The sequence below is a fragment of the Streptomyces sp. NBC_00158 genome (assembly GCF_045160885.1).
Taxonomy (GTDB): Bacteria; Actinomycetota; Actinomycetes; order Streptomycetales; family Streptomycetaceae; genus Streptomyces.
The window spans coordinates 6689592-6712612 of the sequence record NZ_CP108161.1 but is presented as its reverse complement, the minus strand read 5'-3'; the positions used below and the strand labels follow the sequence as shown (position 1 = coordinate 6712612).

Below are 23021 nucleotides of genomic sequence, written 5' to 3'. Positions count from 1 at the left end.
GCCGGGGCCTACTTCCGCATCACGGCGGGCTCGTGGCGGCGCAGCAGCCGGGCTACGAGCACTCCGAAGAGCACGGAGAGGGCGGCGAGCATGCCGACGTCGAGCAGCCAGACCCCGGCGGAGTGGGCGAAGAGGGGGTCGTCGGCGAGGGTGCCGGGGACGATCCGGCCGAGGTCGACGGTGCCGGCCATGGCGCCGAGTGCCCAGCGGGAGGGCACCAGCCAGGCCAGCTGCCCGATGACGGGTACGCCGTCGAGCTGGAGCAGCGCCCCGCAGAAGACCACCTGCACGATGGCGAGGAGGACCAGCAGGGGCATGGTGACCTCCTCCTTCCTGACCAGGGCGGAGACCAGCAGGCCGAGCATCATGGCGGTGAAGGACAGCAGGGCCACGGCCAGGGTGATCTCGGCGAGCCGGGGCAGGAAGACCCCGGTGGAGCCGGGCGGCCCGAGCCGCACCCCGAAGAGGCCGACCAGGGTCAGTACGACGGCCTGTGCCACGGTGATCGCGCCGAGGACCACCACCTTGGAGAGCAGGTAGGCGCCCCGGGACAGTCCGACGGCGCGTTCGCGCTGGTAGATCACCCGTTCCTTGACGAGTTCGCGGACCGCGTTGGCGGCGCCGGTCAGCACGCCGCCGACGCACAGGATGAGCAGGGCGTTGATCGCGGTCTCCTGCGTGAGGGCGCTGCCCGCGAGGGCGCGGGTCATGGCGCCCATCACGAACGGCAGCGCGATCATGATGGCGAGGAAGGTGCGGTCGGCGCCGAGGGCGGTGGCGTAGCGGCGGATCAGGGTGGAGAGCTGGGAGCGCCGGCTCTGCGCCTGGGGCGGCGGGTCGGCGAAGCCGGCCGGGCCGGGGGCCGCGGCGTCGGGGGTGCGGGGGCGGCGGCCGGGGCCGGCCACGTAGGTGCGGTGCTGCGGTGAGGCCTCGTACTGGGCCGCCCAGTCGCGGTCCCGCTGGTTCTCGAAGGCCTCGAAGGCCTCGGGCCACTGGTCGAAGCCGAAGAAGCCGAGGGTCTCCCCGGGCGGCCCGTACCAGGCGACCCGGCCGCCGGGGGCGAGGACGAGGAGCCGGTCGCAGACGTCGAGGCTGAGGACGCTGTGGGTGACGACGATGACGGTGCGGCCGTCGTCGGCGAGGCCGCGCAGCATGTGCATGACGGAGCGGTCCATGCCGGGGTCGAGGCCGGAGGTGGGTTCGTCGAGGAAGAGCAGGGAGGGCTTGGTCAGCAGTTCCAGGGCGACGGAGACGCGTTTGCGCTGGCCGCCGGAGAGGCTGTGGATGGGCTGGTCGGCGCGCTGTTCCAGGCCGAGTTCGCCGATGACCTCGTCGACGCGGGCGAGCCGTTCGGCCTTGCCGGTGTCCTGCGGGAAGCGCAGTTCGGCGGCGTAGGCGAGGGCGCGGCGGACGGTGAGCTGGGCGTGCAGGATGTCGTCCTGGGGGACGAGCCCGATGCGGGAGCGCAGTTCGGCGTAGTCGCGGTAGAGGTCGCGGCCGTCGTAGAGGACGGTGCCGTGGTCGGCGGGGCGCAGTCCGGTGAGGGCGCCGAGGAGGGTGGACTTGCCGGCTCCGCTGGGGCCTACGACGGCGAGCAGGCATTTGGTGCCGACGGGGAAGGAGACGTGGTCGAGGAGGGTCTTGCGGCCGTGGTCGACGGCCACGGCGAGGTCCTGGACGTCGAGGGAGACCTCGCCGGTGTCGGTGTACTCCTGGAGCTGGTCGCCGACGAGGCAGAAGGCGCTGTGGCCGATGCCGACGATGTCGCCGTCGGCGACGGGGGCGACGTCGACGGGGGTGCCGTTGAGGTAGGTGCCGTTGTGGCTGCCGAGGTCGGCGATCTCGTACGTGCCGTCGGCGAGGGCGCGCAGTTCGGCGTGCCTGCGGGAGACGACGAGGTCGTCGATGACGAGGTCGTTGCCCGGGTCGCGGCCGATGCGGACGGTGGTGCGGGCGGGCAGCGGCCGGACGCTGGTGGGGCTGCGGAAGGTCCCGGTCGTGGCCGGGTCGGCGACCCGGGAGGGGCGGGACGCGGCGGCCGGGGGCGGCGTACGGCTGCTGATGAGGGCGCGCGGGCCGTCCTGGGCGCTGCCGAAGCGCAGTTCGCTGCCGGGTCCGACGGCCCGTTCACGGACGCGGTGGCCGTCGGCCCAGGTGCCGTTGGTGCTGCCCTCGTCCTCCAGGGTCCAGTGGTCGCCCTCGGGGCGCAGGACGGCGTGGTGCCAGGAGACGCGGTCGTCGTCGAGGCAGATCTCGCAGAGGGGGTCGCGGCCGACGCGGTAGCACCGTCCCGGGCTCATCTCGGTGGAGCCCATGGCGGTTTCCAGGACGAGTTCGGGCGCGGTCGCCGCACCGGGCCGCTGGACCATGGACAGATTTTCCCATGAACCGCCGCAACCGGCAGAAGGGACATCACCGCAGGTCAGGGGCTTCTTATGGGTAATGACAACGGTCCCCGTTGCAGCCTTTGCCGATCTCGTCGCGGTGCGCTTCACTTCACGCGTCGGAACCGAACAAACGGGGGAAGCCATGAGCCGGCACGACCACGACCACGACCACGAGCACGAGCGCACCGGGGCGGACCACACCGGGCACGGGCACGACGGGCACGGCCACGGTCCCGGCGGGCACAGCCACGGCGTGGACCCGGACGCCGACCGCCGCTGGCTGGCGATCGCGCTCGCCCTGATCGGCGGGTTCATGGCGGTCGAGGTGGTCATCGGCGTGATGGCCCAGTCGCTGGCCCTGATCTCCGACGCCGCGCACATGCTGACGGACGCCGTCTCGATCGTCCTGGCGCTGATCGCGATGCGGCTGGCGGCGCGTCCGGCACGGGGCGGGTTCACGTACGGCCTCAAGCGGGCGGAGATACTCTCCGCGCAGGCCAACGGGCTGACCCTGCTGCTGCTGGGGGCGTGGCTGGCGTACGAGGCGGTGCAGCGGCTGCTGGACCCGCCGCCGGTGGAGGGCGGGGTGGTGCTGGTGACGGCGCTGGCCGGGATCGTGGTGAACGTGGGCGCGGCCTGGTGCATCTCGCGGGCGAACCGGTCCTCGCTGGCCGTGGAGGGCGCCTACCAGCACATCCTGAACGACCTGTTCGCGTTCATCGGGACGGCGGTTTCCGGTCTGATCGTGCTGACGACCGGTTTCGTGCAGGCCGACGCGATCGCCACGCTCGTGGTGGTGGTGCTGATGGTGAAGGCGGGCTACGGGCTGGTCCGCGAGTCGGGTCGGATCTTCCTGGAGGCCGCGCCGGCACACGTGGACCCGGACGCGGTCGGCGACCGCCTCGTCGCCCACGTGCCCGTCACCGAGGTGCACGACCTGCACATCTGGACGATCACCTCCGGGCAGGCGGCCCTGTCCGCGCACGTGCTGGTGGAGGAGGAGGGCGACTGCCACGCGGTGCGCCGGGAGCTGGAGCTGCTGCTGGCGAAGGAGTACGGGATCACGCACACCACCCTCCAGGTGGACCACGTCCAGGACGCCCTGCTGTCGGTGGGCCGGCCGGGCGAGGACCCGGAGGGCGCGGACCCGCACTGCGCGGACGCCCACGGGCCGGTGCACCGCGAGGGGCCGCACGCGCACTGACCCGCGCGCACTGACCCGCGCGCACCCCGCGCACGGCCCCCGGCGGACGGCCCGATCACTGAGCGGGGCTCCGGCGGGGCATGTATGGCCCCCGTGACGGAATCGAAGAGGTACAGGCAGAGCGCCGGCCTGCTGTTGTTCCGCCGGACGGCGGAGCAGGGGGTGGAAGTGCTGCTCGGCCACATGGGCGGTCCGCTGTGGGCCGGGCGGGACGCCGGGGGCTGGGCGATCCCGAAGGGCGAGTACGGGCCGGACGAGGCGCCCCGCGACGCGGCCCGCAGGGAGTTCACGGAGGAGCTGGGGGTGCCCCCGCCGGAGGGGGACTACCTGCCGCTGGGCGACGTGCGGCTGAACAGCGGGAAGCTCGTGACCATCTGGGCGGTGGAGGCGGACCTGGACCCGGCGCTGACGGTGCCGGGCACCTTCACGATGGAGTGGCCCCCGCACTCGGGGACCGAGCGGGAGTTCCCCGAGCTGGACCGGGTGGCCTGGTTCACGCCCCCGATCGCACGAAACAAGCTGATTGTCGGTCAAATTCCGTTCCTGGAACGTTTGTTGGTGCTATTGGCGGATTGACCTGACCTTTACTTGCCAACAAACCCCACCTGCATGGACATTGCACATATGACGAACGTCGTGCTGGTGGGAACCCTGGACACCAAGGGTGTCGAGTACGGCTGGCTGCGCGAGAGGCTGCTGCGCGCCGGCGTCGAAGTGGTGCTGGTGGACACGGGGATCATGGGAGAACCCCGAGTGCCCGCCGACGTGCCCCGCGAAGCGGTGGCGCGGGCGGCGGGCACGGAACTGTCGGAACTGCGTGCGGCCGCCGACCGGGGCGCGGCCGTCACCACGATGGCCCGGGGCGCCGAGGCGACCCTGTTACGCCTGCACGCCGAGGGCCGGCTGCACGGCGTCCTCGCGATCGGGGGCAGCGGCGGCACCTCCATCGCGACCCGGGCGATGCGGGCGCTGCCCCTGGGCGTGCCGAAGGTGATGGTCTCCTCGATGGCGTCCGGGGACGTGTCCCCGTACGTGGGCTCGGCGGACATCACCATGATGTACAGCGTGGTGGACATCGCCGGGATGAACAGCGTCTCGGCCCCGGTGCTGGCCAACGCCGCCGAGGCCGTCGCCGGGATGGCGAAGGGGTACGCGCGCGCCGCGCTGGACCGCAGCCGGCCGGCCCGGCTGGGCTCGGGCTCGCGGCCGCTGGTCGCGGCGAGCATGGCCGGGGTGACCACCATCGGCGTGGACGCGGCCCGGGAGCGGCTTGAGGAGCTGGGGTACGAGGTCCTGGTCTTCCACGTCAGCGGCGCGGGCGGCCGCACCCTGGAGACCCTCGCCGGGCAGGGGGTGTTCGCGGGGGTGCTGGACCTCACCCTGAGCGAGCTCGCCGACGACCTGTGCGGGGGCATCCTGACCGCCGGCCCCGACCGGCTCAGCGCGGCCGGGCGGGCCGGGGTGCCGCAGGTGGTGAGCCTGGGGGCGCTGGACATGGTGAAGTTCGGGCCGCTGGAGACCCTGCCCGAGCGGGCCCGCTACCGCCGGGTCCGCGTCCACAACCCCTCGATCACGGTCATCCGTACGACCGAGTCGGAATGCGCCGAACTGGGCCGGCGGGTCGCGGCGAAGCTGCGCGCGGCGACCGGGCCGACGGCGGTCTGCGTCCCGCTGCGCGGGCTGTCCACGCTCGGCGCGCCGGGCGGGCCGTACCACGACCCGCGTGCCGACCTGGCGCTGTTCTCGGCGCTGCGCGACGGGCTGCGGGGCAGTGCGGCCCGGCTCTACGACTACGACACCCACATCAACGACCCGTCCTTCGGGCGGGCGGCCGCCGACCGGCTGCACGCGATGATCGGGGCGGTGTCGGCCGCGGCCTGACCGGTATGCGAGACGCGTGCCGGATTGGGAACCGGCCGTGGCGGAAAAGTGTCCCAGCAGGTGGCCGGTCGGGGGACGACCGGCCGGCCGCCCGCGGGCGGCCGGTGACGCCACGGACGGGGGCGCGTGATGGGCAACGGCTGGACGGTACCCGGTTACACCGAGGTGCGTGAGCTCGGCGCGGGCGGCAGCGGCCGGGTCGTGCTCGCGCTCCACGACGCCACGGGCACGGCCGTCGCGGTGAAGTACCTCAGCGACCGGATGCGCGAGGACCCGGCCTTCGTCCGGGAGTTCCGCGCGGAGGCCAGGCTGCTGGGCGGGCTGGTGTCCCCGTACGTGGTGGGCCTGTACGAGTACGTCGAGGCCCCCTCCGGCGCGGCGATCGTGATGGAGCTGGTCGACGGGATCTCCCTGCGCGCCGTGCTGCGCGAGACCGGGCGGGCGGACGCCGAGGCCGCGCTGGTGGTGCTGAAGGGCTCCCTGCTCGGGCTGGCCGCCGCCCACCGGGCGGGCGTGGTGCACCGGGACTACAAGCCGGAGAACGTACTGGTCACGCCCGACGGCTCCTCCAAGCTGGTGGACTTCGGGATCGCGGCGGGCCGCGGCACCACTCCCGGGGTGGCGGGCACCCCCGCCTACATGGCGCCCGAGCAGTGGCAGGGGCAGCCGGCCTCGCCGACGGCCGACGTGTACGCGGCGACCGCGACCTTCTTCGAGTTCCTGACGGGCCGCAAACCGTACGACGGGGCGAGCTTCGCCGAGCTCGCCGTCCAGCACATCGAGGCCCCGGTCCCGGAGACCGAGGCCCCCGAACCGGTGCGCCCCCTGATCCGGCGGGGTCTGGCCAAGCGGCCGGAGCAGCGCCCGGAGAACGCCGAGGCGTTCGTGGCCGAGCTGGAAGCGGTGGCGGTGGCCGCGTACGGGCCCCAGTGGGAGGAGCGCGGGCAGCGCAAGCTCGCCGCGCTGGCGGCCCTGCTGCCGCTGCTGTTCCCGTCGGCGGCCGGTGCGGCGGCGGGCACCACGGCGGTGGCCAGCACCTCGATCGGCGGCGGCTCCGGCTGGGCGCCGGGGCGCGGCGGCTGGCTGGCGACGGGGCTGGCGCTGGTCCTGGGGGCGGTGCTGGTGCTCACGACGGACGCGGGCGCCGGCACCCCGCCGGGGGCCTCCGCGCTCAGCGACCTGGCCACGACGGGCCCGGTCACGCCGGGACCCGCGTCGCCCGCGCCCGGGCCGTCCGTCTCGCACTCGGCGTCCGCCTCGCCGAGCCCCTCTCCGTCGTCCTCGCCGAGCCCCTCGCACTCCCCCACGCCCACGCACTCCCCCTCCCCGAGCTGGAGCCCCTCGGCGAGCCCGAGCCCGACCCCCAAACCGACGGTCAGCCACTCGCCGACCCCGACGCCGTCGCCCACGCTGCGGGTCACCAAGCTCGACGTCTCGCTCAAGCCCGGGGTCTACCGGGGCGACGCGACCGTCTCCCTGTCCGCCCAGGGCAGCGGCCCGGTCACCGTCACCGTGGAATGGTTCCTCGGGGGCTCGCAGGGGGCGTACTCCTACGCCGACGGCTCCGAAACCCTCACCGTCGCAGCCGGCTCCGCGGCCACCGTGGTCCAGTCCCACACCTTCAGCCGGGGCCACGGCTGCTACGGCGGGGTGCGGGTCACCACCAAGCCCGCCGCCGCGAACGGCTCGGCCTCCGCCTCCGCACTGCTGTACCGCTGCCAGGACCAGGAGGTCCCGCGATGAGCGATCCCCGTGTCCCGCAGGACCCCGCCGACGACGAGTACAGCGCCACCGTGCTCGGCAGCCACTGGTTCAGCGGCCCGCCGCCGCCCGCGGACGCCGCGCCCGACCGGGTCGAGGGTTCCGTGCTGCGGTTCGGGCCGGGGGTGACGGCGGCCATGGCACCGCCGTTCCCCGTGGTGCCCGGCCCCGTCCCCGGGCCGCGGCCGGCCGCGCGGCGCGGCGGGGGCTGGCGGCGGTACACGCTGGCGGTGGTGGTGCTGGCCGCGGTGCTCGGCTACCTGGCGTGGCAGCGGTTCGGGCCGGCCGTCGAGGTGCGGGAGGTCGCCGTGTCCACCGACCCGCGGGGTCCCGAGTGCGGGGCGGCCGCCGATGTGGTGGCCGTCGTACGCACCAACGGGCGCCCCGGAACCCTCACCTACCGCTGGGTCCGCAGCGACGGCACCCGGTCGGAGGAGCTCACGGAGCGGGTCCCCGCCGGGCGGAAGGAGGCCACGCTGCACCTGCTGTGGACCTTCCAGGGCACGGGCAGCTACCCGGCGCGGGCCGAGCTCCAGCTGGTCTCGCCGGTCGAGCGGACGGCGGCGGCCGAGTTCACCTACCGGTGCCCCCGGTAGCGCGGAGCCTGATCACGGCACGTCCGCCGGCGAGGTCGACGCGGGAGTGCGGCGGGGCGCCGTCCTCCTCGTCGTCGCGCATGACGAGGGCGCTCTGGCGTTCCTTCAGCTCGTTCTGCTTGCCGGGCGAGAAGCTGGCGTGGAGCTGCTCGAAGCCGGTGGAGGAGATCTGCCCCTGGCGGCCGTTCCACCGCCAGGGCAGCAGCCCGGCACGGCCGGCGCGCACCAGCGCGAGGTCCAGGAAGGCCATCGCGGTGAGCAGGAGCGCCAGTCCCGGCAGGGTCATGAAGACGACGAATCCCATGGCCCGACCGCAACCCACCGGGTCCTTCGGCCCCCAGGGGCGGGGACCCGCGGCCGTACTTCCGGCCGGGGCGCGTGTGGCCGTCCGGCCGAAGACCGGGTATGGGCCGCGCTGGTTCACTCGAAGACGTAGACGAGGGCGTGCAGGACGCCCTCAGGCACCCCTGCGTGCCGCGTTCCAGCATGCGACACCCCAACGGAACGCGGCCGTCCCGCACGGATGCCGAGTCCGCGCGGGAGGCCCGCGGCCGCTTTGGGGAGCGGCCGCGGGCCGTTTCGCGTTCCCGTCCCCCGCCGCAACCGGGGGACGGTGCCTGTGGGGAGCGGCCGGCGGGACGGCGCCGGACGGCTCCCGGTCCGGACGGTGTCCCGTCCGGAGGTCTCGTGGGCGCTCCTAGAAGCGCGCGTGGGCGGTGATGTCGGCGTGGAACTCGCCGGTCATCGCCGGGGTGACCGTCGGCCGGCACTGCGCCACGGCCGCCAGGTAGTCCTCCGTGGTGGCGCCGAGCTGCGCGGCCGACGCGCCGCGCGCGCCCACCGCCTCCAGGTCCCGTTCGAAGGACACCTGCGCGGCGGTCCGGGCGGCGTGCTCGATGTCGGCCGGGGTGAACAGCTCGGTCGCCGCCACCAGGGCCGCCACGTCCACGCCGGTCCGCCCGGCCGTGTAGCGCGACCAGATCGCGGCGCGCGCCCCGGCGTCGGGGGTGCCGATGGGGATCAGGTAGTCGAAGCGGCCGGGCCGCAGGAAGGCCGGGTCGAGGGAGCGGATGGAGTTGGTGGCGCAGACCAGCAGCCGTTCGTCGCCCTCGCGGAGGCCGGGGATCAGCTTGAGCAGCTCGTTCGTCACGCCGTGGATGCCGCCCGGCTGGGCGGGCTCGGTGCGCACGGGCGCGATCTCCTCGACCTCGTCGATGAAGACGAGGACCCGCTCCAGCTCGGCGATCCGGGCGAAGGCGACGCGCAGCGCGGCGGCGAGGTTGCCCTCGTCGGCGAGGCGGGAGGGCAGCAGCTCGACGAAGGGCCAGCCCAGCCGGGAGGCGATGGCGCGGGCGAAGGTGGTCTTGCCGGTGCCGGGCGGCCCGAAGAGGGTGATCGCGCGCGGCGGCCGGACCCCGTGCGCGGCGGCCCGCTCCGGTTCGGCGAGCGGGAGGACCACGCGCCGTTCGATGAGCTCCTTCTCCTTCTCCATGCCGGCGACCTTGGCCCACAGGTCGTTGGGGAGGAAGCGGCCGCCGAGGTCGTCGAGGAGGCCCGCCGCCGGCCCGTGCAGGGGCTCGGTCTTCTCGAAGTAGGCGACGGCGGGCTGCCGGGTGTACCCGGCGTTGAGCAGGCCCTCGCCGAGCAGGTCCTCCTCGGGCAGGACGTAGGCGATCCGGCCGACGCGTGCGGCGATCAGGCGCCGCTCCAGCTCGACGAGGAGGGCGCTGGCCAGGCCCCGGCCGCGCCAGCCGGAGGCGATCGCGATGCGCATCACCCAGGCCCGCTCGCCGGTGACGCAGGCGAGGGCCGCGCCGATGGGGACGCCCTGGTGGACGGCGACGACGCAGGGCTGCCGGTCGGTCAGCGCGCTGATGCACTCGGCGAGCGAGAAGACGGACTCCTGGCCCAGTTCGGCCGTGGTGTCTATGAGATGGACCACCGCCGCGAGATCGCTCTCGCGGTAGTCGTGGATGAGCCAGTTCACTCGGTACCGCCCCTCGTTCGTGCTCCTGCGGCGAGGCTAGGGGCGGGCGGGCCCGGCGATCACGCACCGCGGTGCACAACAGCCGGGCCGGAACTCCGCCGCGGCGTCCATAGACCGGTGCGTTCCGCCGAAACCGGCCGTCGGGGACCGGGCGGTCTTCGGGGGTTCCGACACATTCACAGCGGATTCATACGGAACACCGGGCTCCGGGCACAGTTTCGACGGGGAGGCTCGGACGCATGATCCTTCGCACCCTTCCCCGACCGGCCGGCCGCCTCCGCTCCCGTGCCCGCGCCCGGCGGGCGGCGCGGATCCTGCTCGCGCTGACCTCGATGGCCGCCCTGCTGGGCCTGGACCTCCCCGAGGCGCAGGCGCTGCCGCCGCTCGGCGTGACGGTGCGGGCGGACGCCGACGACACGGCGGCCCGGGTGGGCGCGCTGTTCGCGGGCGGCACGGACGGCGGGCACTTCTGCACCGCCTCGGTGGTGCGCAGTGCCGGCCGCGACGTGATCGCCACCGCCGCGCACTGCCTGGGCCACCCGGACGGCACGGTCTTCGCCCCGGGCTACCGGGACGGCGGGGCCCCGTACGGGCTGTGGCGGGTGACGGAGGTGTACACGGACCCGGCCTGGACCCTCGGGGAGGATCCGGACGCGGACATCGCCTTCGCGACGGTCGCCCCGGTGAACGGCGCGCAGACGCGGAACGTGGAGGACGTGGTCGGCGGCTTCCCGGTGGCCGCCGCCGCGCAGCCGGGGGACGTGACGGTGACCGTGGTCGGCTACCCCAGCTCCGAGGAGGCGCCGCTGCGCTGCTCGAACGCGACGGGCCTGTTCTCCGCGACGCAGCGCCGGATCGACTGCCCGGACCTGAGCGGCGGCACCAGTGGCAGCCCCTGGCTGGCGGGCGGCGCGCTGGCGGGGGTGCTGGGCGGCCACGAGGGCGGCGGCACGGTCGCGGACGTCTCCTACAGCGCGGTCATGGGCGCCGCGGCGCTGGAGCTGTACCGCGAGGCGGCGGGCGCGTCCTAAGGGGCCTCGAACCAGGTCGGTTCGTCCGTCATGGAGAGCCGGATGCGCTCCAGGGCGAAGGCCTCCAGCGGCGGCAGGGCGTCCGGTGCGAACCAGGCGACCTCCAGCAGCTCCCCGTCGGCGGAGCGGGGCTCGCCGCCGGTGGCGCGGCAGCGGAAGGTGATGTCCTGGAACTGGCAGACGTCACCGTTCTGGTAGGTGATGGGTTCGAGCATCTGGACGAGGACGACCCGCTCGGGGGCGCACCGCACGGCCGTCTCCTCGTACACCTCGCGCACGGCCGTCTCGGCGGGCTGCTCCCCCGGCTCGGCGATCCCGCCGACCAGGGACCACTTCCCGTTGTCGGCCCGGCGCCCGAGCAGCAGCCGGCCCAGGTCGTCGACGACGACGGCGGTGACGCCGGGCAGCAGGAGCAGCCGGTGGCCCGCGCCGCTCTCCCTGATCTCGCGGATGTACTCGGGTGTGGTCATGGCCTGACCCTAAGGGGCCCGGTCGGGGCCGCCGTCGTCATGCGGCCCGGCGGGCGCGAACCCGGCGGGCCGCCACCAGGCCGAGCCCGCCGGCCGCGACGAGGAGCAGCGCGTACTCGGGCAGCGGGCCGAGGCGGGTGGCCGGGGTCTGCCCGGAGCGCAGCGGGATCTCGGCTACGAGGGCGTCGGCGGTGAACATCCGCGTCTGCTGCGTCACCTTCCCGTCGGGCTGGATGACGGCGCTGACGCCGCTGGTGACGGGGACGAGGACGGTCCGGCTGTGCTCGACGGCGCGGATCCGGTCCATGGCCAGCTGCTGGTAGGTCATCTGGGTCCGGCCGAAGGTGGCGTTGTTGCTGGGGACCGCGATGACCTGGGCGCCGGCCCGCACGGTGGAGCGGACGGCGTCGTCGAAGGCGGCCTCGTAGCAGGTGACCATGCCGACGCCGGTGCCCGCCATGTCGAAGACGCCGGGCTCCTTGCCGGGCCCGAAGTCGCGGCGGACGCGGTCCACGTCGGAGCTGAAGAGCCGGACGAAGGAGCGCATGGGGATGCGCTCGCCGAAGGGCTGGATCTTGCGCTTGTCGTAGGTGTCGGTGGGGCCCTTGACCGGGTCCCACAGGATCATCGTGTTGCGCAGCGGCCCGGTCTCGGGGGCCAGCACGGAGCCGATGGCGACGGGCACGCCGACGGCCTTGACGGCGTTGTCGATGACGGCGTGGGCGTCGGGCTGGGTGAAGGGGTCGATGTCGGAGGAGTTCTCCGGCCACAGGACGAAGTCCGGCTTGGGGACGCGGCCGGCCTTGACGTCCTCGGCGAGCCGGATCGTGCGGTTGGCGTGGTTGTCGAGGACCTGACGGCGCTGGGCGTTGAAGTCGAACCCGGCGCGCGGCACGTTGCCCTGGATGACGGCGGCCACGGCCGTGCCGTCCTCGGCGGCGTCGGAGACCAGCGGGCGGGCCGCGAGGCCCGCGCCGACCGGGGCGGCGACGGCGAGGGCGGCGAGGGCGGCGGCGCCGCGCCGGGGGTCGCGGCGGGAGGTGCGCAGGACCTCGTAGAGGCCGAAGCCGCACAGGGCGACGCCGAAGGAGAGCAGCGGGGTGCCGCCGACGGCGGCGAGCGGGGTGAAGACGCCGTCGGCCTGTCCGAAGGCGAGCTTGCCCCAGGAGAAACCGCCGAAGGGGGCGCGGGCGCGCAGGGCCTCGCCCGCGATCCAGACGGCGGCGGCCCACAGGGGCCATCCGGGCAGCCGGCTGACGAGGGCGATGCCGAGGCAGGTCAGGCCGATGAGGAGGGCTTCGAGGGTGACGAGGGCGATCCAGGGGACCGGGCCGACGCCCTCGCTGGTCCACACGAGGAGCGGCAGCAGGAACCCGAGGCCGAAGAGGAAGCCGAGGCCGAAGCCGGCCCGGGCCCGGCGGCCGCGCAGGCAGCCGGCGAGCAGGGCTAGGGCGAAGGGGGCCAGCCACCACAGGGGGCGGGGCGGGAAGCTGAGGTAGAGCAGCACCCCGGCGGCTCCGGCCAGCGCGGAGCGCACCAGCCACGCGGCCTTGTGCTCCCCCGGTCGCGGGGAGGCGGCGGCTTCGGACGGGGCGACCGCCGCTGCTCGTCCGGCGGGCTGCGAGGGCTCGCTCTCGGCGGCGCGGGTGACACTGCTGCTCATCTGGCGGAGTGTACGTCCCCGCACCCCAAGGGCCGGTAAGGAGGCGCCGGACACCCCCGGCGTGCTACCGGGCGAGGGCGCGCAGGTGGGCGCGGATGACCCGGACGGCGTTCTCGGCGTCGTCGACGGTGACCGTGAACAGCTTGCCGTCGCCGAGCCTCAGCTCCACCCCCTCGCCGCGCCGGACGATGACGGCGGTGCCCTTCTCGGGCCGCCAGCGGTAGCCCCAGCCGCCCCACTGCTGGGGGGTGATGCGGGGGCGGAACTCGGCGGAGGCGACCTCCGCGAGGCGGATCTTGCGGCGGGGCAGTCCGATGTGGCCGCAGCGCACCTCCAGGGCTTCGGCGTCGACGGTGACCGCCACGTGCACGAAGGCGAGGGTGCCGTAGAGGATCAGCAGCCCGACGGCCAGGCAGCCGATCACGGACATCAGCAGCGGAACGTATCCGCCGGCCCACGAGTTGTCGACGGCCAGCTCCACCCCCAGCGCCAGGCAGGCCGCACCGGCCGCGGCCAGCAGCCACTGCGCACGGTTGGAAGCCCGGCCCGTCCAGAGGGGGCCTGGGGGGTGACCCGTCATGAGCAGCAGCGTACCCACGTTCCGCATCCGTGCCACCACCTCTGCGCCAGTCGGCGCATCGCCCTCGCAGGGCTGGCGCCTGCCCCCGCCGGTCGCACTCAAACTAGGCCGTCTCTTTCCGATCTTGCCGGTTGAGCCCGCGGCAAGATCCGAAAGAGACGGCCTAGGCGGGGAGGAGGCCGATCAGGGCGTCGCGGAGGGCCGGGCGGCGGGTGGTGACGAAGCGGTGCAGGCTCCTGGAGCCGAGGGCCACCCGCTGCGCGCTGCGGCGGCGCTCCGCGTCGTAGGCGCGCAGGGCCGCGGGCAGGCCCGTACGGCCGTGGGCGGCGACGGCGCGGGTGAGGGCCTCGGCGTCGAGGAGGGCGGTGCAGGCGCCCTGGCCGAGGTTGGGGGTCATGGCGTGGGCGGCGTCGCCGACCAGGGCGATCCGGCAGGCGGTGACGAAGGCGGGCAGCGCCGGGTGGAGGTGGCGCATCTCGTAACGGATCCAGGTGGCGGGGTCGGTCTCGGCGAGCACCCGCGGGACGGGGTCGTGCCAGCCCTCGAAGGCGGCCCGCAGATCGTCGGCGGTGGTGGCCTCGGGGACGGCGGCGTACCAGTTGGTGCGGCCGGGCTCGACGGGGGTCGTCCCGAAGAAGCGGCCGTCGCCCCAGGTCTCGCCGTAGACGCCGGTCTCGAAGCCGGCGATGCCGATCCAGGCGACGGTGCCGACGGCGCGCACCGCGCTGCGGGTGCCGAAGTGGGTGGTGCGGACGGTGCTGTTGATGCCGTCGGCGCCGACGACGAGGTCGGCGTCGAGGGTGCGGGGGTCGGTGAGCCGCTGCCCGTACTCGACGTCGGCGCCGCCGAGCCGGCCGAGTTCGGCGAGCAGAGCGTCGATCAGGTGGGGCCGGGAGACGAGCAGTTCGGGGCGGCCGGCCTTGCGTTCGACGCGTTCGAGGGGGAGGGCGGCGAGCACCCTGCCGTCCGGGCGCCGGATGTGGGCCCGGCGGTACGGGAGGGCCCGCGCGCGGAGGGCTTCGCCGAGGCCGAGCCGGTCGAGGGCGGACTGGGCGGTGGGGTGGATGCCGAAGGCGGTGCCGTAGCGCTCCAGGGCGGTGCGGCCCTCCAGGACGCGTACGGACCAGCCGGCGCGGCGGAGCCCGATGGCGGTGGCGAGCCCGCCGACGCCCGCGCCGACGACCACGGCCGTGCCGTTGCCGCTGCCGCTGCCCCTGTCGTTCTTGTCGTCGGCTGCCATGACGTGCCCCCTCGATCTCGATCCGCCGGATGAACAGAACCGCACCACCACAGCCGTGGTACCTCATCCGTGGTACCACGGCCGTGGTTATGCTGGCAAGGTGAATCAGGACCGGAGGGACCGGCTGCGCGACGCGGCCGTCGCGGTGCTGGCCGAGTCGGGCGGGCGCGGGCTCACCCACCGGGCCGTCGACGCCGCCGCCGAAGTGCCGCTGGGCACCGCCAAGAACTACTTCCCGAGCCGTGACGCGCTGCTGCGGGCCGTGGCCGAGCGCTGCCTGGAGCAGTACCGGGCCGCGGCCGCCGCTCTGGCGGGAGCCGGGCCGGGCCCCTCGGACCGGGCGGGCCTGGCGGCGCTGCTGGCCGGGCTGCTGCGGAACGTGGCCGGGCCGGGGCGCCCGCGCATGCTCGCCTACCTGGAACTCCAGACCGAAGCCACCCGGCGGCCCTGGCTGGCCGCCCTGCTGGACCCGATCGCCTCCGGCGACTTCGCCGCGCACCGCGCCCTGCTGGCGGCGGCCGGCCTCCCGGCGGGGCCGGAGCAGACCCGCGCCTTGACCCTCGCCCTGCACGGGGCGATCCCGCACCTGCTGACGGGCGCCCCGCAGACGCTGTCCGCGGCCGGGCTCGACGACCTCGACGCCTTCGCGCACGGCCTGCTGGCGGCCGTGTGCCCCGAGGGGACGGAGACCCCGTGACGCCCACCCGGCTGGACCGTGCCGAGGGAGCCGTACTGGGCTCGGCCGCGGGGGACGCGCTGGGAGCCCCGTACGAGTTCGGGCCGGCGGGGCAGTTCAGCGCGCGGGGCGAGGAGATGCGCGGGGGCGGCGGCTGGGATCCGGGCGAGGCGACGGACGACACCCAGATGGCCGTCCTCGTCGCCGAGTCCCTGCTGGAGCACGGCGGTCTCGAACTCCCCGACGTGTTCGCCCGGTTCCAGCGCTGGGCGGCCGGGCAGCCCAAGGACATCGGGCTCCAGACCGAGGACGTGCTGACCAACGGCATGCCCTGGGACCTGGCCGCCGCCCTCCACTTCCAGGTGAACGCGCGGGCCGCGGGCAACGGTTCCCTGATGCGGGCCGCCGGCTCGGCGGTCTACTTCGCGTCCGCCGGGCGCGAGGCGTCCATGGACGCGGCCCGGCGGATCGCGGCCCTCACCCACGGGGACCGCGCCGCCTGGGAGGGCACCGCCCTGCTGCACGAACTCGTACGGGTGGCCCTGGACGGCGGCGATCCGCTGGCCGCGCTCCCGCAGGCGCTGGACGCGGTGCACCCGGACCACCGCGACCGGTACGCCCGCGTCCTCGCCCCCGACTGGCACCCCGGCCTGGCGACCGAGTTCAACGGGGCGGTGTGGCCCTGCCTGGGCTCGGCGGTGTGGGCCCTGCGCACGGCCGACGGGTTCGCCGGGGCCGTACGGGCCGCCGTGGACCTGGGCGGAGACACGGACACGGTCGCCGCGGTGACCGGGACCCTGGCCGGCGCCGTGTACGGGCAGGCGGCGGTCCCCGACGCGTGGACGGCCCCGCTGCACGTACCGCTGCCCGGCTTCGACGGCCGGACCCTCGACACCGAAGCCCTCCGCACCCTGGCCCGCCGCCTCGCGGGGGCGGGCTGAGCGGGGCGTGCCGGGCACCGGGCGGCGCCCGAGCGCGTGTGCCGAACCCGGCTCGGCCCTTCGGAGGCCGGTCCTCACCGGACCGGTCTCAGCCACGGCCGGGCACGCGTGCACCGGTCCGACGCTGGCCACCGGCCCGGGGCGCCGGGCGCAGACCGGCGGGGCTCGCCGGAGTCACCGACCACTGAGCGGGCGGGCCCGACCCGGGTGCGGTGCCGCCCCTGGCCCGGCGGCTCGCAGCCACGGCCGGGCCAGAGCCCGCCGGAACGGCGGTGCACGCCGGGCCGCCGGGCGCGGGCCGGCGGAGCGCGGCGGGGCGCCGGGCGCGGGCCGGCGGCGAACGCCGGGGCGCCGGGCGCACACCGGCGGGGCGCGTCGGGTGCGGGCGTGCCCGAGGGGTGGCCGCCCGGGGGGGGACCCCGCCCGGGCGTGCACTCGGCCCCGGCCGGAGGTCACCCGCAGCCGCAGCCTCCGCAGCCGCCTCCCCCGCAGCCGTCGCCGCCGCAGCTGCCGCCGCCTCCGCCGCCTCCGCCGCAGCCGCCTGCCGCCGTCGTGCCGGCGGTGCCGGAGGCCGTGGCCCGCTTGGCGCCCTTCTTCCGGTCGGCCTCCCGGCGGATCCGCTCGGCCTCCCGGCGCCGCGCCTCCTCCTGCTCCCGCCGGCCCCGGGTCGTCTCCCGGTAGGACGCCCCGGCCGGGCTCCAGGGCCCCAGCCCGTGCCGCCGGCGCGGCAGCAGCGGGACTCCCGTGACCTGGCAGGAGATGCTGCCGTGCTCCTGGTGCACGGCGTACTCCAGGACCACCTCGGCCCCCTCGCGCGGCACCCCGTACAGCAGCGCCTCGAAGGGTTCGGCGCGGGCGTCGACGTCGTGCAGGCCGCCCCGCGGCAGGCCCCGCGTCCCCGCGGCCAGCAGCCGTGCGGGCCTGACGGTGTCCCGGTCGCGCGGGCGGTAGCACAGCAGCGGCCGGCCGGCCGTGTCGTCGGCGTCCGGCAGCAGCCAGAAGTGCCCCGAGGGGGAGATCCGTACGCCGACGACCAGCGCGGGCTGGTCGTCCTCGTACAGCCGCCGGGCGGCCAGGTCGGCGGCCCAGCCCCGGCCCAGGAGGGTGCTCCCGAGCACCAGCAGGACCAGGGAGAACCGCTGCTGGCCGATCGCGTCGTACGGGAGGCCGCCGGGGGCGGTCCCGAGGTCCTCGACCAGGCCGTCCACGAGGATCCCGGCAGCCGCGAGGCAGAGGACGGCCCCGACGATGATCCGGGTGTTCCCGCGCCGCTCCTGGCCGGGCGGCAGCCGGTCGGGGAGCCGGAAGCGGCCCGGCCCGGCGGCGGCGAGGGCCAGCCGCTCCTGCGCGCGCCGGGACCGCAGCCGCAGCAGCGCCCCGGCCAGCGCCCACGCGGCGGCGGCGCACACCAGGACGGCCCCGGGCCCCCGGGACGGCGCCGCGGCCGACTCCGCAACCAGCAGGGCGGCGGCCGCCGCGGCCGCAGCGGGCAGGAACCGGTACCAGAGGGGCAGGGCCACCAGCAGCACGGCCGCCGGATAGAACCGCCACGCCGTGCCCACCGGACCGGCCGGCCCCCCGTCGCGGAGGAGCAGCACGAGTGAGACGGTCACCAGGACGGCGAGGAACCAACTCCCCGCTACAGGGGCGAAGATGACCGGGGTACGAGCCTTGCGCCAGCGCCCCGACTCCTCAACGCCCCACGTCCGCACATCACTTGCCGGTACCACACCGGCGGGAAGGTGCTTGGCGTAGGCAATCACAGGGCCAGTATGCGAGCGCGGCCCGCACTCCGTAACCGCCTTTTGCCGCCCGCCCCTTCAGTGCTGGTGGGCCCGCACCCGGTCGGCGAGGAGCCGGCCTTCGGCGTAGCCGAGGGCGGCGTCGGAGAGCGTGGAGGCGCGCCCGCTGTGCAGCACGGTCAGGCCGCCGGTGCGGGGCAGCCCCGGCGCGGGTTCGAGGCCGACGCGGCGCAGCGCCTGGACGGCGACGGCCTCGGCGGAGCCGTGGTAGGTGAGCTCGGCTCCCCCGGTGCGGACGGCGAGGGCGGCCCGGATGGACTCCTCGACGAGCTCGTAGTGGGTGCAGCCGAGGACCACGTCCGTGACGTCGGCCGGGGTGAGCGCGGCGGCGGCCGCGACGGTGCGGGCGACGGCCTCCTCGTCGCCGTGCTCGACGGCGTCGGCGAGCCCGGGGCAGGGCACCTCTGTGACGCGCGCCCCGCCGGCGAAGTCGCGGATCAGCCCGCGCTGGTACGGGCTGCCGGTGGTGGCGGGGGTGGCCCAGATGGCCACGCGCCCGCCGGCGGCCGCGGCGGGCTTGATCGCCGGGACGGTGCCGATGACGGGGATGCCGGGCTCCAGCTCGGCGCGCAGGGCCTCCAGGGAGTGCACGGAGGCGGTGTTGCAGGCCACGATCAGCGCGTCGGGGGCGAGCGCGGCGGCGGCCCGGGCGACGGCGCGGGCACGCTCGGTGATGCCGGCGGGCGTCCGGGGCCCCCAGGGCATCCCGTCGGGGTCGGAGGACAGCACCAGATCGGCGTCGGGCCGGAGCCGACGCGTCGCGGCGGCCGCAGCGAGGAGGCCGATTCCCGAGTCCATGAGCGCGATCTTCACCCGGTCACTTTAGTCGACGCGCCCGTCGCGCCCGCGATCCCCGCCCCGCGGACCGGCCCCCGGCTCACCCCCGGGCCGCCCCCTGGCCGCCCCCGGGCCGCCCCGGACCCGCCCCCGGCGCACTTCCGGCGCAGGCCGGCGACCCGCCGCCCCGACTCGCCCGGAAGACCGGGACAGGCCCCCGCCGGTTCGGCCACACTGCCGCCATGGGCCTCCTCATCGCCGCCTGCGCGTCCCTCGCCGCCTGGCTCTGGCTGACCCTCGCCCAGGGCATGTTCTGGCGCACCGACGTCCGCCTCCCCCCGCGTACCGCCCCCGCCCACTGGCCCTCCGTCGCCGTCGTGGTCCCGGCCAGGGACGAGGCCGGGGTGCTCCCGCTGAGCCTTCCCTCGCTCCTCGCCCAGGACTATCCCGGCGAGGCGCGGATCGTCCTGGTGGACGACGGCAGCACCGACGGCACGGCCGCGCTCGCCCGCCGCCTGGCCGCCGAGCAGCCGGGCCTCCCCCTGGCCGTCGTCACCCCCGGGGACCCGCCGCCGGGCTGGACCGGCAAGCTCTGGGCGCTGCGGCACGGCATCGCCCACGCCCGCACCTCCGGGGAGCGGGAGCCCGCGTACCTGCTGCTGACCGACGCCGACATCGCGCACGAGCCGGACAGCCTGCGCGAACTGGTCGCCGCCGCGACCAGCGCGGACCTCGACCTCGTCTCGCTGATGGCCCGGCTGCGCACGGCCGGGTTCTGGGAGCGGCTCGTCGTCCCCGCGTTCGTGTACTTCTTCGCGCAGCTGTACCCCTTCCGCCGGATCAACCGTCCCGCCTCCCGGACGGCGGCGGCGGCCGGCGGGTGCGTGCTGCTGCGGACCGCGGCGGCCGTCCGCGCCGGGATCCCGGACTCGATCCGGCAGGCCGTCATCGACGACGTCTCGCTCGCCCGCGCCGTCCGGCGTTCGGGCGGGCGGATCTGGCTGGGGCTGGCGGAGCGGGTGGACAGCGTACGTCCGTACCCGGCCCTCGGGGACCTGTGGCGGATGGTGTCCCGCAGCGCGTACGCCCAACTCCGCCACCAGCCGCTGCTGCTGGCCGGGACGGTGGCGGGGCTGGCCCTGGTGTACCTGGTGCCGCCGGCGGCCCTGTTCGCGGGACTGGCGGGTCCGTCCTCGGCGGTGGGCGCGGCGACGGCCTGGGCCGGGGGGCTGGCCTGGCTGCTGATGGCGGGGACCTACCTGCCGATGCTGCGCTACTACCGGCAGCCGGCCGCGCTCGCCCCGCTGCTGCCGTTCACCGCGCTGCTCTACCTGCTGATGACCGTCGACTCGGCCGTGCAGCACTACCGGGGGCGGGGGGCCGCCTGGAAGGGCCGTACCTATGCCCGCCCGAGCGACGCCTGAAACCAGCGGGGTGGTCGGGGCGGGGCATTCCTCCGCCTGAGGGGACGTCATCCGAGGTCACCGCGTTGTGACGGTGCGTCAGCGTGAAGTGCGTGCACGGGCCAACCGGTGAGTACGAGTGACACCAAGACGGGGCGGAAGTGACGAATCGTGCAGGTGAACGTCAAGTGAAAGCTGTGGCGCTGACCTGGGAATATGCAGGTCAGCGCGGTGTTGGCGGCACCTGGCTATGGACCCGGTGAAGTCGTGGGCTTAACTTGTCTCCCATGACCTCCCCCCGCTCCACTTATGGCGGCGGTTACTACTCCGCGCCCTCCTTCCCGGACACCCCCATCTACGACTCCCTCGTCGCCGAGCGGGGTACTCCGCAGATCGCCCCGATCCGCGTTCCGGCCGCCTACGAATCCCCCAGTGCCGGTTACTCGAGCGGTGGTTTCCTGCCGGCCCTCGCCTCGTCCATGCCCGCCCTGCCGCCCGCCGCCCCGCAGCTGCCGGCGCCCTCGTACGGCTACGGGTACCCGCAGCAGGCCGCCCCCCAGCCGCAGCAGATGCCGGTTCCGCTTCAGCACGCGCCGGCTCCGTACATCCCGCAGCAGCAGGTCGCGGCCCGGCCCGGGTACGTGCCTCAGCCGCAGCCCCAGCAGCCCCGCCCGGCCGCCATGGGCACCGGCTACGAGGCCATGCGCCCGGCGGCCCCGCGCCCGATGGCGCCCATGGCCCCGATGACGCCGATGGCCCCGATGACGCCGGCCATGACCCCCACCATGGCGCCGGTGGCGTCCGCGGCGGGCGTCCCCTCGTACGAGGACCCGTACGGCCGCCAGTACCAGCAGCGCGCCTACTGAGCCCGGGGCCCGGAGGCCGCCGGCGGTGACGCCGGCGGCCCGCGCACCGTGTGCCGCGCACAAGGTCGTTGGAGGGCCGGCGGGGGCAGCTGTAACAATGCCCCCATGTCGAACTTGTACGTCCAGTCACTCCACGTCCATCCCGTGAAGTCGGTGGCGGGTACCGCTCCGGACGAGATCGTCGTGGAGCCCTGGGGCCCGGCCGGGGACCGCCGCTGGGCCGTGGTCGACACGACGGGGGCGGTCATCACCCAACGCCAGCAGGCGCGGCTGGCGCTGGCCTCGGCGCGCCCGCTGCCGGGCGGGCGGATCGAGCTGTCCGGACCGGGCATGCCCGGTCTCGTCGTGGAGGTTCCGGAGCCCGGCCCGCTGGAGCCGGTCGTGCTCTTCGGGAAGAAGGTCGAGACGGTGGTCGCGGCGTCCGCCGCCGCCGAGTGGTTCACCGCCTACCTCGGCCAGCCCGCACGCCTCGTACACATGGACGACCCGGCCGTCCGGCGGCCGGTGGACCCCGACTACGCCCTGCCCGGGGAGACCGTCAGCCTCGCCGACGCCTACCCCCTGCTGCTGGCCACCAGCTCCTCGCTGGACGCCCTCAACGAGCTGATCGCCCAGGGCGACCACCCGGAGGAGGGTCCGCTGCCCATGAACCGCTTCCGGCCCAATCTGGTGGTCGGCGGTCCCGCCGACGCCTGGGCCGAGGACGGCTGGCGGCGCATCGCGATCGGCGACGCGGTCTTCCGCGGGGTGCGCGAGTGCGGCCGCTGCATCGTGACCACCACCGACCAGCTGACGTCCGAGCGCGGTCGGGAGCCGCTGAAGACCCTGGCCAGGCACCGGCGGATCGGGAAGTCCCTGGCCTTCGGACGCCAGCTGGTGCCGGTCGTCACGGGCACGGTCCGGGTGGGCGACGAGGTGCGCGTCCTGGAGTGACCGCGGCCGCCGCGTACGAAGGTCCCGCCCCCGCCGCTGACCACGGCGGGCCGGTGGAATGACACCTTCGAGGGGCTCGTGGCGTCCACTGGAACCAACGGGCCGCGCGGGGCCGTTGGAGCAGTCAGGACGACGGACGAAGACGTAGACCGGGCATGGGGCAGGGGGAGCCGGACCGTGCGGACAGCAATGGGTGTGTGGCGCTGGCGGCGCAATCCGCTGCGCAGGCCGACCGATCTCTTCGAGGCGTGGGTGGCGTTCTCCGCGCTGGTGTGCGTGCTGCTGGTGGCCCCGGCCGTCGGCTGGGTGGCGGGCCTCCAGGTGGACGGGACCCTGCAGCGGGCCGCGCGCGAGCAGCGGCACGAGCGGTACCTGGTGCCGGCGGTGGTGGTCCGGCCCGCGCCGGCCGCGGCCGGGGCGGCCGCCGATGCGTCGGCGCAGCGGCAGGCGCCCGAGCGGACGCCGATCGTGGCTTCCTGGACCGCGCCCGACGGCAGCAGCCACCAGGGCACGGTCCCCGCGGCGGAGGAACCGCCGCGGGCCGGCGACCGGTTCCGGATATGGACCGACATCCGGGGCCGTCTGGTGGGGCAACCGCTCGACCCCACCGCCGCCTCGTTCCACGCGGGCGCCGCGGGCCTGGCTGCCGCGCTCACCGCGGCCGCGCTCGCGGAGACGGTCCGGCGGCTGGTCGTACGCCGGCTCACGCATCGGCGGTACACGCGTCTGGACCGGGCGTGGGCGGCGGCGGGACCGGACTGGGGCCGGGCGGGCGCGGGCAGCTGACCTGGCCACCCTCCGGCCCCTCGCGCGCTACCGTGGG

The 23021-nt window shown here is 75.5% G+C and carries 21 protein-coding genes; 12 read left to right on the top strand and 9 right to left on the bottom strand.

Annotation, left to right across the window (positions count from 1 at the left end):
- Positions 1 to 8: 8 nt before the first annotated feature.
- A complete protein-coding gene (locus tag OG553_RS30755; RefSeq protein ID WP_405982105.1) occupies positions 9 to 2369 on the bottom strand; it encodes an FHA domain-containing protein in 2361 nt (786 codons plus the stop codon).
- A 160-nt stretch (positions 2370 to 2529) separates the two neighbouring features.
- Here OG553_RS30755 and OG553_RS30750 point away from each other — a divergent pair, with 160 nt between their 5' ends.
- From OG553_RS30750 to OG553_RS30730, 5 genes are all read left to right on the top strand, one after another.
- Complete coding sequence (locus OG553_RS30750; protein ID WP_405982104.1) at positions 2530 to 3591, top strand: cation diffusion facilitator family transporter; 1062 nt, start codon at positions 2530 to 2532, stop codon at positions 3589 to 3591.
- Between the two features lie 84 nt (positions 3592 to 3675).
- On the top strand, positions 3676 to 4167 hold the full coding sequence (locus OG553_RS30745) for an NUDIX domain-containing protein (RefSeq protein WP_405982103.1): 492 nt from the start codon (positions 3676 to 3678) through the stop codon (positions 4165 to 4167).
- Positions 4168 to 4215: 48 nt separating this feature from the next.
- Complete coding sequence (locus tag OG553_RS30740) at positions 4216 to 5472, top strand: Tm-1-like ATP-binding domain-containing protein (RefSeq protein ID WP_405982102.1); 1257 nt, start codon at positions 4216 to 4218, stop codon at positions 5470 to 5472.
- Positions 5473 to 5601: 129 nt separating this feature from the next.
- Complete coding sequence (locus OG553_RS30735) at positions 5602 to 7215, top strand: serine/threonine-protein kinase (RefSeq protein WP_405982101.1); 1614 nt, start codon at positions 5602 to 5604, stop codon at positions 7213 to 7215.
- A complete protein-coding gene (locus OG553_RS30730) occupies positions 7212 to 7829 on the top strand; it encodes a hypothetical protein (RefSeq protein WP_405982100.1) in 618 nt (205 codons plus the stop codon). The genes OG553_RS30735 and OG553_RS30730 overlap by 4 nt, the downstream gene beginning before the upstream one ends.
- On the opposite strand, the gene OG553_RS30725 is transcribed toward OG553_RS30730, so the two are convergent.
- Both OG553_RS30725 and OG553_RS30720 read right to left on the bottom strand, forming a co-directional pair.
- Complete coding sequence (locus OG553_RS30725) at positions 7807 to 8133, bottom strand: DUF6191 domain-containing protein (RefSeq protein WP_405982099.1); 327 nt, start codon at positions 8131 to 8133, stop codon at positions 7807 to 7809. The two genes, OG553_RS30730 and OG553_RS30725, sit on opposite strands and share 23 nt — an antisense overlap.
- 393 nt (positions 8134 to 8526) lie before the next feature.
- A complete protein-coding gene (locus OG553_RS30720) occupies positions 8527 to 9816 on the bottom strand; it encodes an ATP-binding protein (protein ID WP_405982098.1) in 1290 nt (429 codons plus the stop codon).
- A 239-nt stretch (positions 9817 to 10055) separates the two neighbouring features.
- On the opposite strand from OG553_RS30720, the gene OG553_RS30715 reads away from it, so the two are divergent.
- Positions 10056 to 10847: a trypsin-like serine peptidase gene (locus tag OG553_RS30715; RefSeq protein ID WP_405982097.1), complete on the top strand. Its 792-nt coding sequence runs from the start codon at positions 10056 to 10058 to the stop codon at positions 10845 to 10847.
- Here OG553_RS30715 and OG553_RS30710 read toward each other — a convergent pair.
- The 4 genes from OG553_RS30710 to OG553_RS30695 form a co-directional block, all read right to left on the bottom strand.
- Entirely contained in the window at positions 10844 to 11317 is a 474-nt protein-coding gene (locus tag OG553_RS30710; protein WP_405982096.1) for an NUDIX hydrolase, read from the bottom strand. The two genes, OG553_RS30715 and OG553_RS30710, sit on opposite strands and share 4 nt — an antisense overlap.
- A gap of 37 nt (positions 11318 to 11354) precedes the next feature.
- Positions 11355 to 12980, bottom strand: coding sequence for an apolipoprotein N-acyltransferase (gene lnt, locus OG553_RS30705; RefSeq protein WP_405982095.1), 1626 nt, complete (start codon positions 12978 to 12980; stop codon positions 11355 to 11357).
- Positions 12981 to 13044: 64 nt separating this feature from the next.
- Positions 13045 to 13560, bottom strand: coding sequence for a hypothetical protein (locus tag OG553_RS30700; protein ID WP_405982094.1), 516 nt, complete (start codon positions 13558 to 13560; stop codon positions 13045 to 13047).
- A gap of 163 nt (positions 13561 to 13723) precedes the next feature.
- The gene (locus OG553_RS30695) at positions 13724 to 14800 is read right to left on the bottom strand and encodes an FAD-dependent oxidoreductase (RefSeq protein WP_405982093.1); all 1077 of its coding nucleotides are present in this window, start codon (positions 14798 to 14800) and stop codon (positions 13724 to 13726) included.
- A 100-nt stretch (positions 14801 to 14900) separates the two neighbouring features.
- Between OG553_RS30695 and OG553_RS30690 the strand changes: the two genes are divergently transcribed.
- Together OG553_RS30690 and OG553_RS30685 are read left to right on the top strand one after the other, a co-directional pair.
- Positions 14901 to 15497 carry a TetR/AcrR family transcriptional regulator gene (locus tag OG553_RS30690; RefSeq protein WP_405982092.1) on the top strand — a complete coding sequence of 199 codons (597 nt, stop codon included), beginning with the start codon at positions 14901 to 14903 and terminating at the stop codon, positions 15495 to 15497.
- A complete protein-coding gene (locus OG553_RS30685; RefSeq protein ID WP_405982091.1) occupies positions 15494 to 16417 on the top strand; it encodes an ADP-ribosylglycohydrolase family protein in 924 nt (307 codons plus the stop codon). Before OG553_RS30690 ends, OG553_RS30685 begins: the two co-directional genes overlap by 4 nt.
- Positions 16418 to 16869: 452 nt before the next feature.
- Here OG553_RS30685 and OG553_RS30680 read toward each other — a convergent pair whose 3' ends face one another.
- Positions 16870 to 18030 (bottom strand): hypothetical protein, encoded by a 1161-nt coding sequence (locus OG553_RS30680; protein WP_405982090.1) that lies wholly within the window; start codon positions 18028 to 18030, stop codon positions 16870 to 16872.
- Between the two features lie 207 nt (positions 18031 to 18237).
- Positions 18238 to 19032, bottom strand: coding sequence for a glutamate racemase (locus tag OG553_RS30675; RefSeq protein ID WP_405982089.1), 795 nt, complete (start codon positions 19030 to 19032; stop codon positions 18238 to 18240).
- A gap of 206 nt (positions 19033 to 19238) precedes the next feature.
- Between OG553_RS30675 and OG553_RS30670 the strand changes: the two genes are divergently transcribed.
- From OG553_RS30670 to OG553_RS30655, 4 genes are all read left to right on the top strand, one after another.
- A complete protein-coding gene (locus tag OG553_RS30670; RefSeq protein ID WP_405982088.1) occupies positions 19239 to 20420 on the top strand; it encodes a glycosyltransferase in 1182 nt (393 codons plus the stop codon).
- A gap of 266 nt (positions 20421 to 20686) precedes the next feature.
- Positions 20687 to 21265: a DUF6643 family protein gene (locus OG553_RS30665; RefSeq protein ID WP_405982087.1), complete on the top strand. Its 579-nt coding sequence runs from the start codon at positions 20687 to 20689 to the stop codon at positions 21263 to 21265.
- A 105-nt stretch (positions 21266 to 21370) separates the two neighbouring features.
- Positions 21371 to 22198, top strand: coding sequence for an MOSC domain-containing protein (locus OG553_RS30660; protein WP_405982086.1), 828 nt, complete (start codon positions 21371 to 21373; stop codon positions 22196 to 22198).
- A gap of 177 nt (positions 22199 to 22375) precedes the next feature.
- On the top strand, positions 22376 to 22984 hold the full coding sequence (locus OG553_RS30655; RefSeq protein ID WP_405982085.1) for a hypothetical protein: 609 nt from the start codon (positions 22376 to 22378) through the stop codon (positions 22982 to 22984).
- The last annotated feature ends 37 nt before the right edge of the window (positions 22985 to 23021 follow it).

Coding starts and splice junctions, on each gene's coding strand:
- OG553_RS30755 (WP_405982105.1), bottom strand. CDS start 2,369: ATGGTCCAGCGGCCCGGTGCGGCGACCGCGCCCGAACTCGTCCTGGAA.
- OG553_RS30750 (WP_405982104.1), top strand. CDS start 2,530: ATGAGCCGGCACGACCACGACCACGACCACGAGCACGAGCGCACCGGG.
- OG553_RS30745 (WP_405982103.1), top strand. CDS start 3,676: ATGGCCCCCGTGACGGAATCGAAGAGGTACAGGCAGAGCGCCGGCCTG.
- OG553_RS30740 (WP_405982102.1), top strand. CDS start 4,216: ATGACGAACGTCGTGCTGGTGGGAACCCTGGACACCAAGGGTGTCGAG.
- OG553_RS30735 (WP_405982101.1), top strand. CDS start 5,602: ATGGGCAACGGCTGGACGGTACCCGGTTACACCGAGGTGCGTGAGCTC.
- OG553_RS30730 (WP_405982100.1), top strand. CDS start 7,212: ATGAGCGATCCCCGTGTCCCGCAGGACCCCGCCGACGACGAGTACAGC.
- OG553_RS30725 (WP_405982099.1), bottom strand. CDS start 8,133: ATGGGATTCGTCGTCTTCATGACCCTGCCGGGACTGGCGCTCCTGCTC.
- OG553_RS30715 (WP_405982097.1), top strand. CDS start 10,056: ATGATCCTTCGCACCCTTCCCCGACCGGCCGGCCGCCTCCGCTCCCGT.
- OG553_RS30710 (WP_405982096.1), bottom strand. CDS start 11,317: ATGACCACACCCGAGTACATCCGCGAGATCAGGGAGAGCGGCGCGGGC.
- lnt (WP_405982095.1), bottom strand. CDS start 12,980: ATGAGCAGCAGTGTCACCCGCGCCGCCGAGAGCGAGCCCTCGCAGCCC.
- OG553_RS30700 (WP_405982094.1), bottom strand. CDS start 13,560: ATGACGGGTCACCCCCCAGGCCCCCTCTGGACGGGCCGGGCTTCCAAC.
- OG553_RS30695 (WP_405982093.1), bottom strand. CDS start 14,800: ATGGCAGCCGACGACAAGAACGACAGGGGCAGCGGCAGCGGCAACGGC.
- OG553_RS30670 (WP_405982088.1), top strand. CDS start 19,239: ATGGGCCTCCTCATCGCCGCCTGCGCGTCCCTCGCCGCCTGGCTCTGG.
- OG553_RS30665 (WP_405982087.1), top strand. CDS start 20,687: ATGACCTCCCCCCGCTCCACTTATGGCGGCGGTTACTACTCCGCGCCC.
- OG553_RS30660 (WP_405982086.1), top strand. CDS start 21,371: ATGTCGAACTTGTACGTCCAGTCACTCCACGTCCATCCCGTGAAGTCG.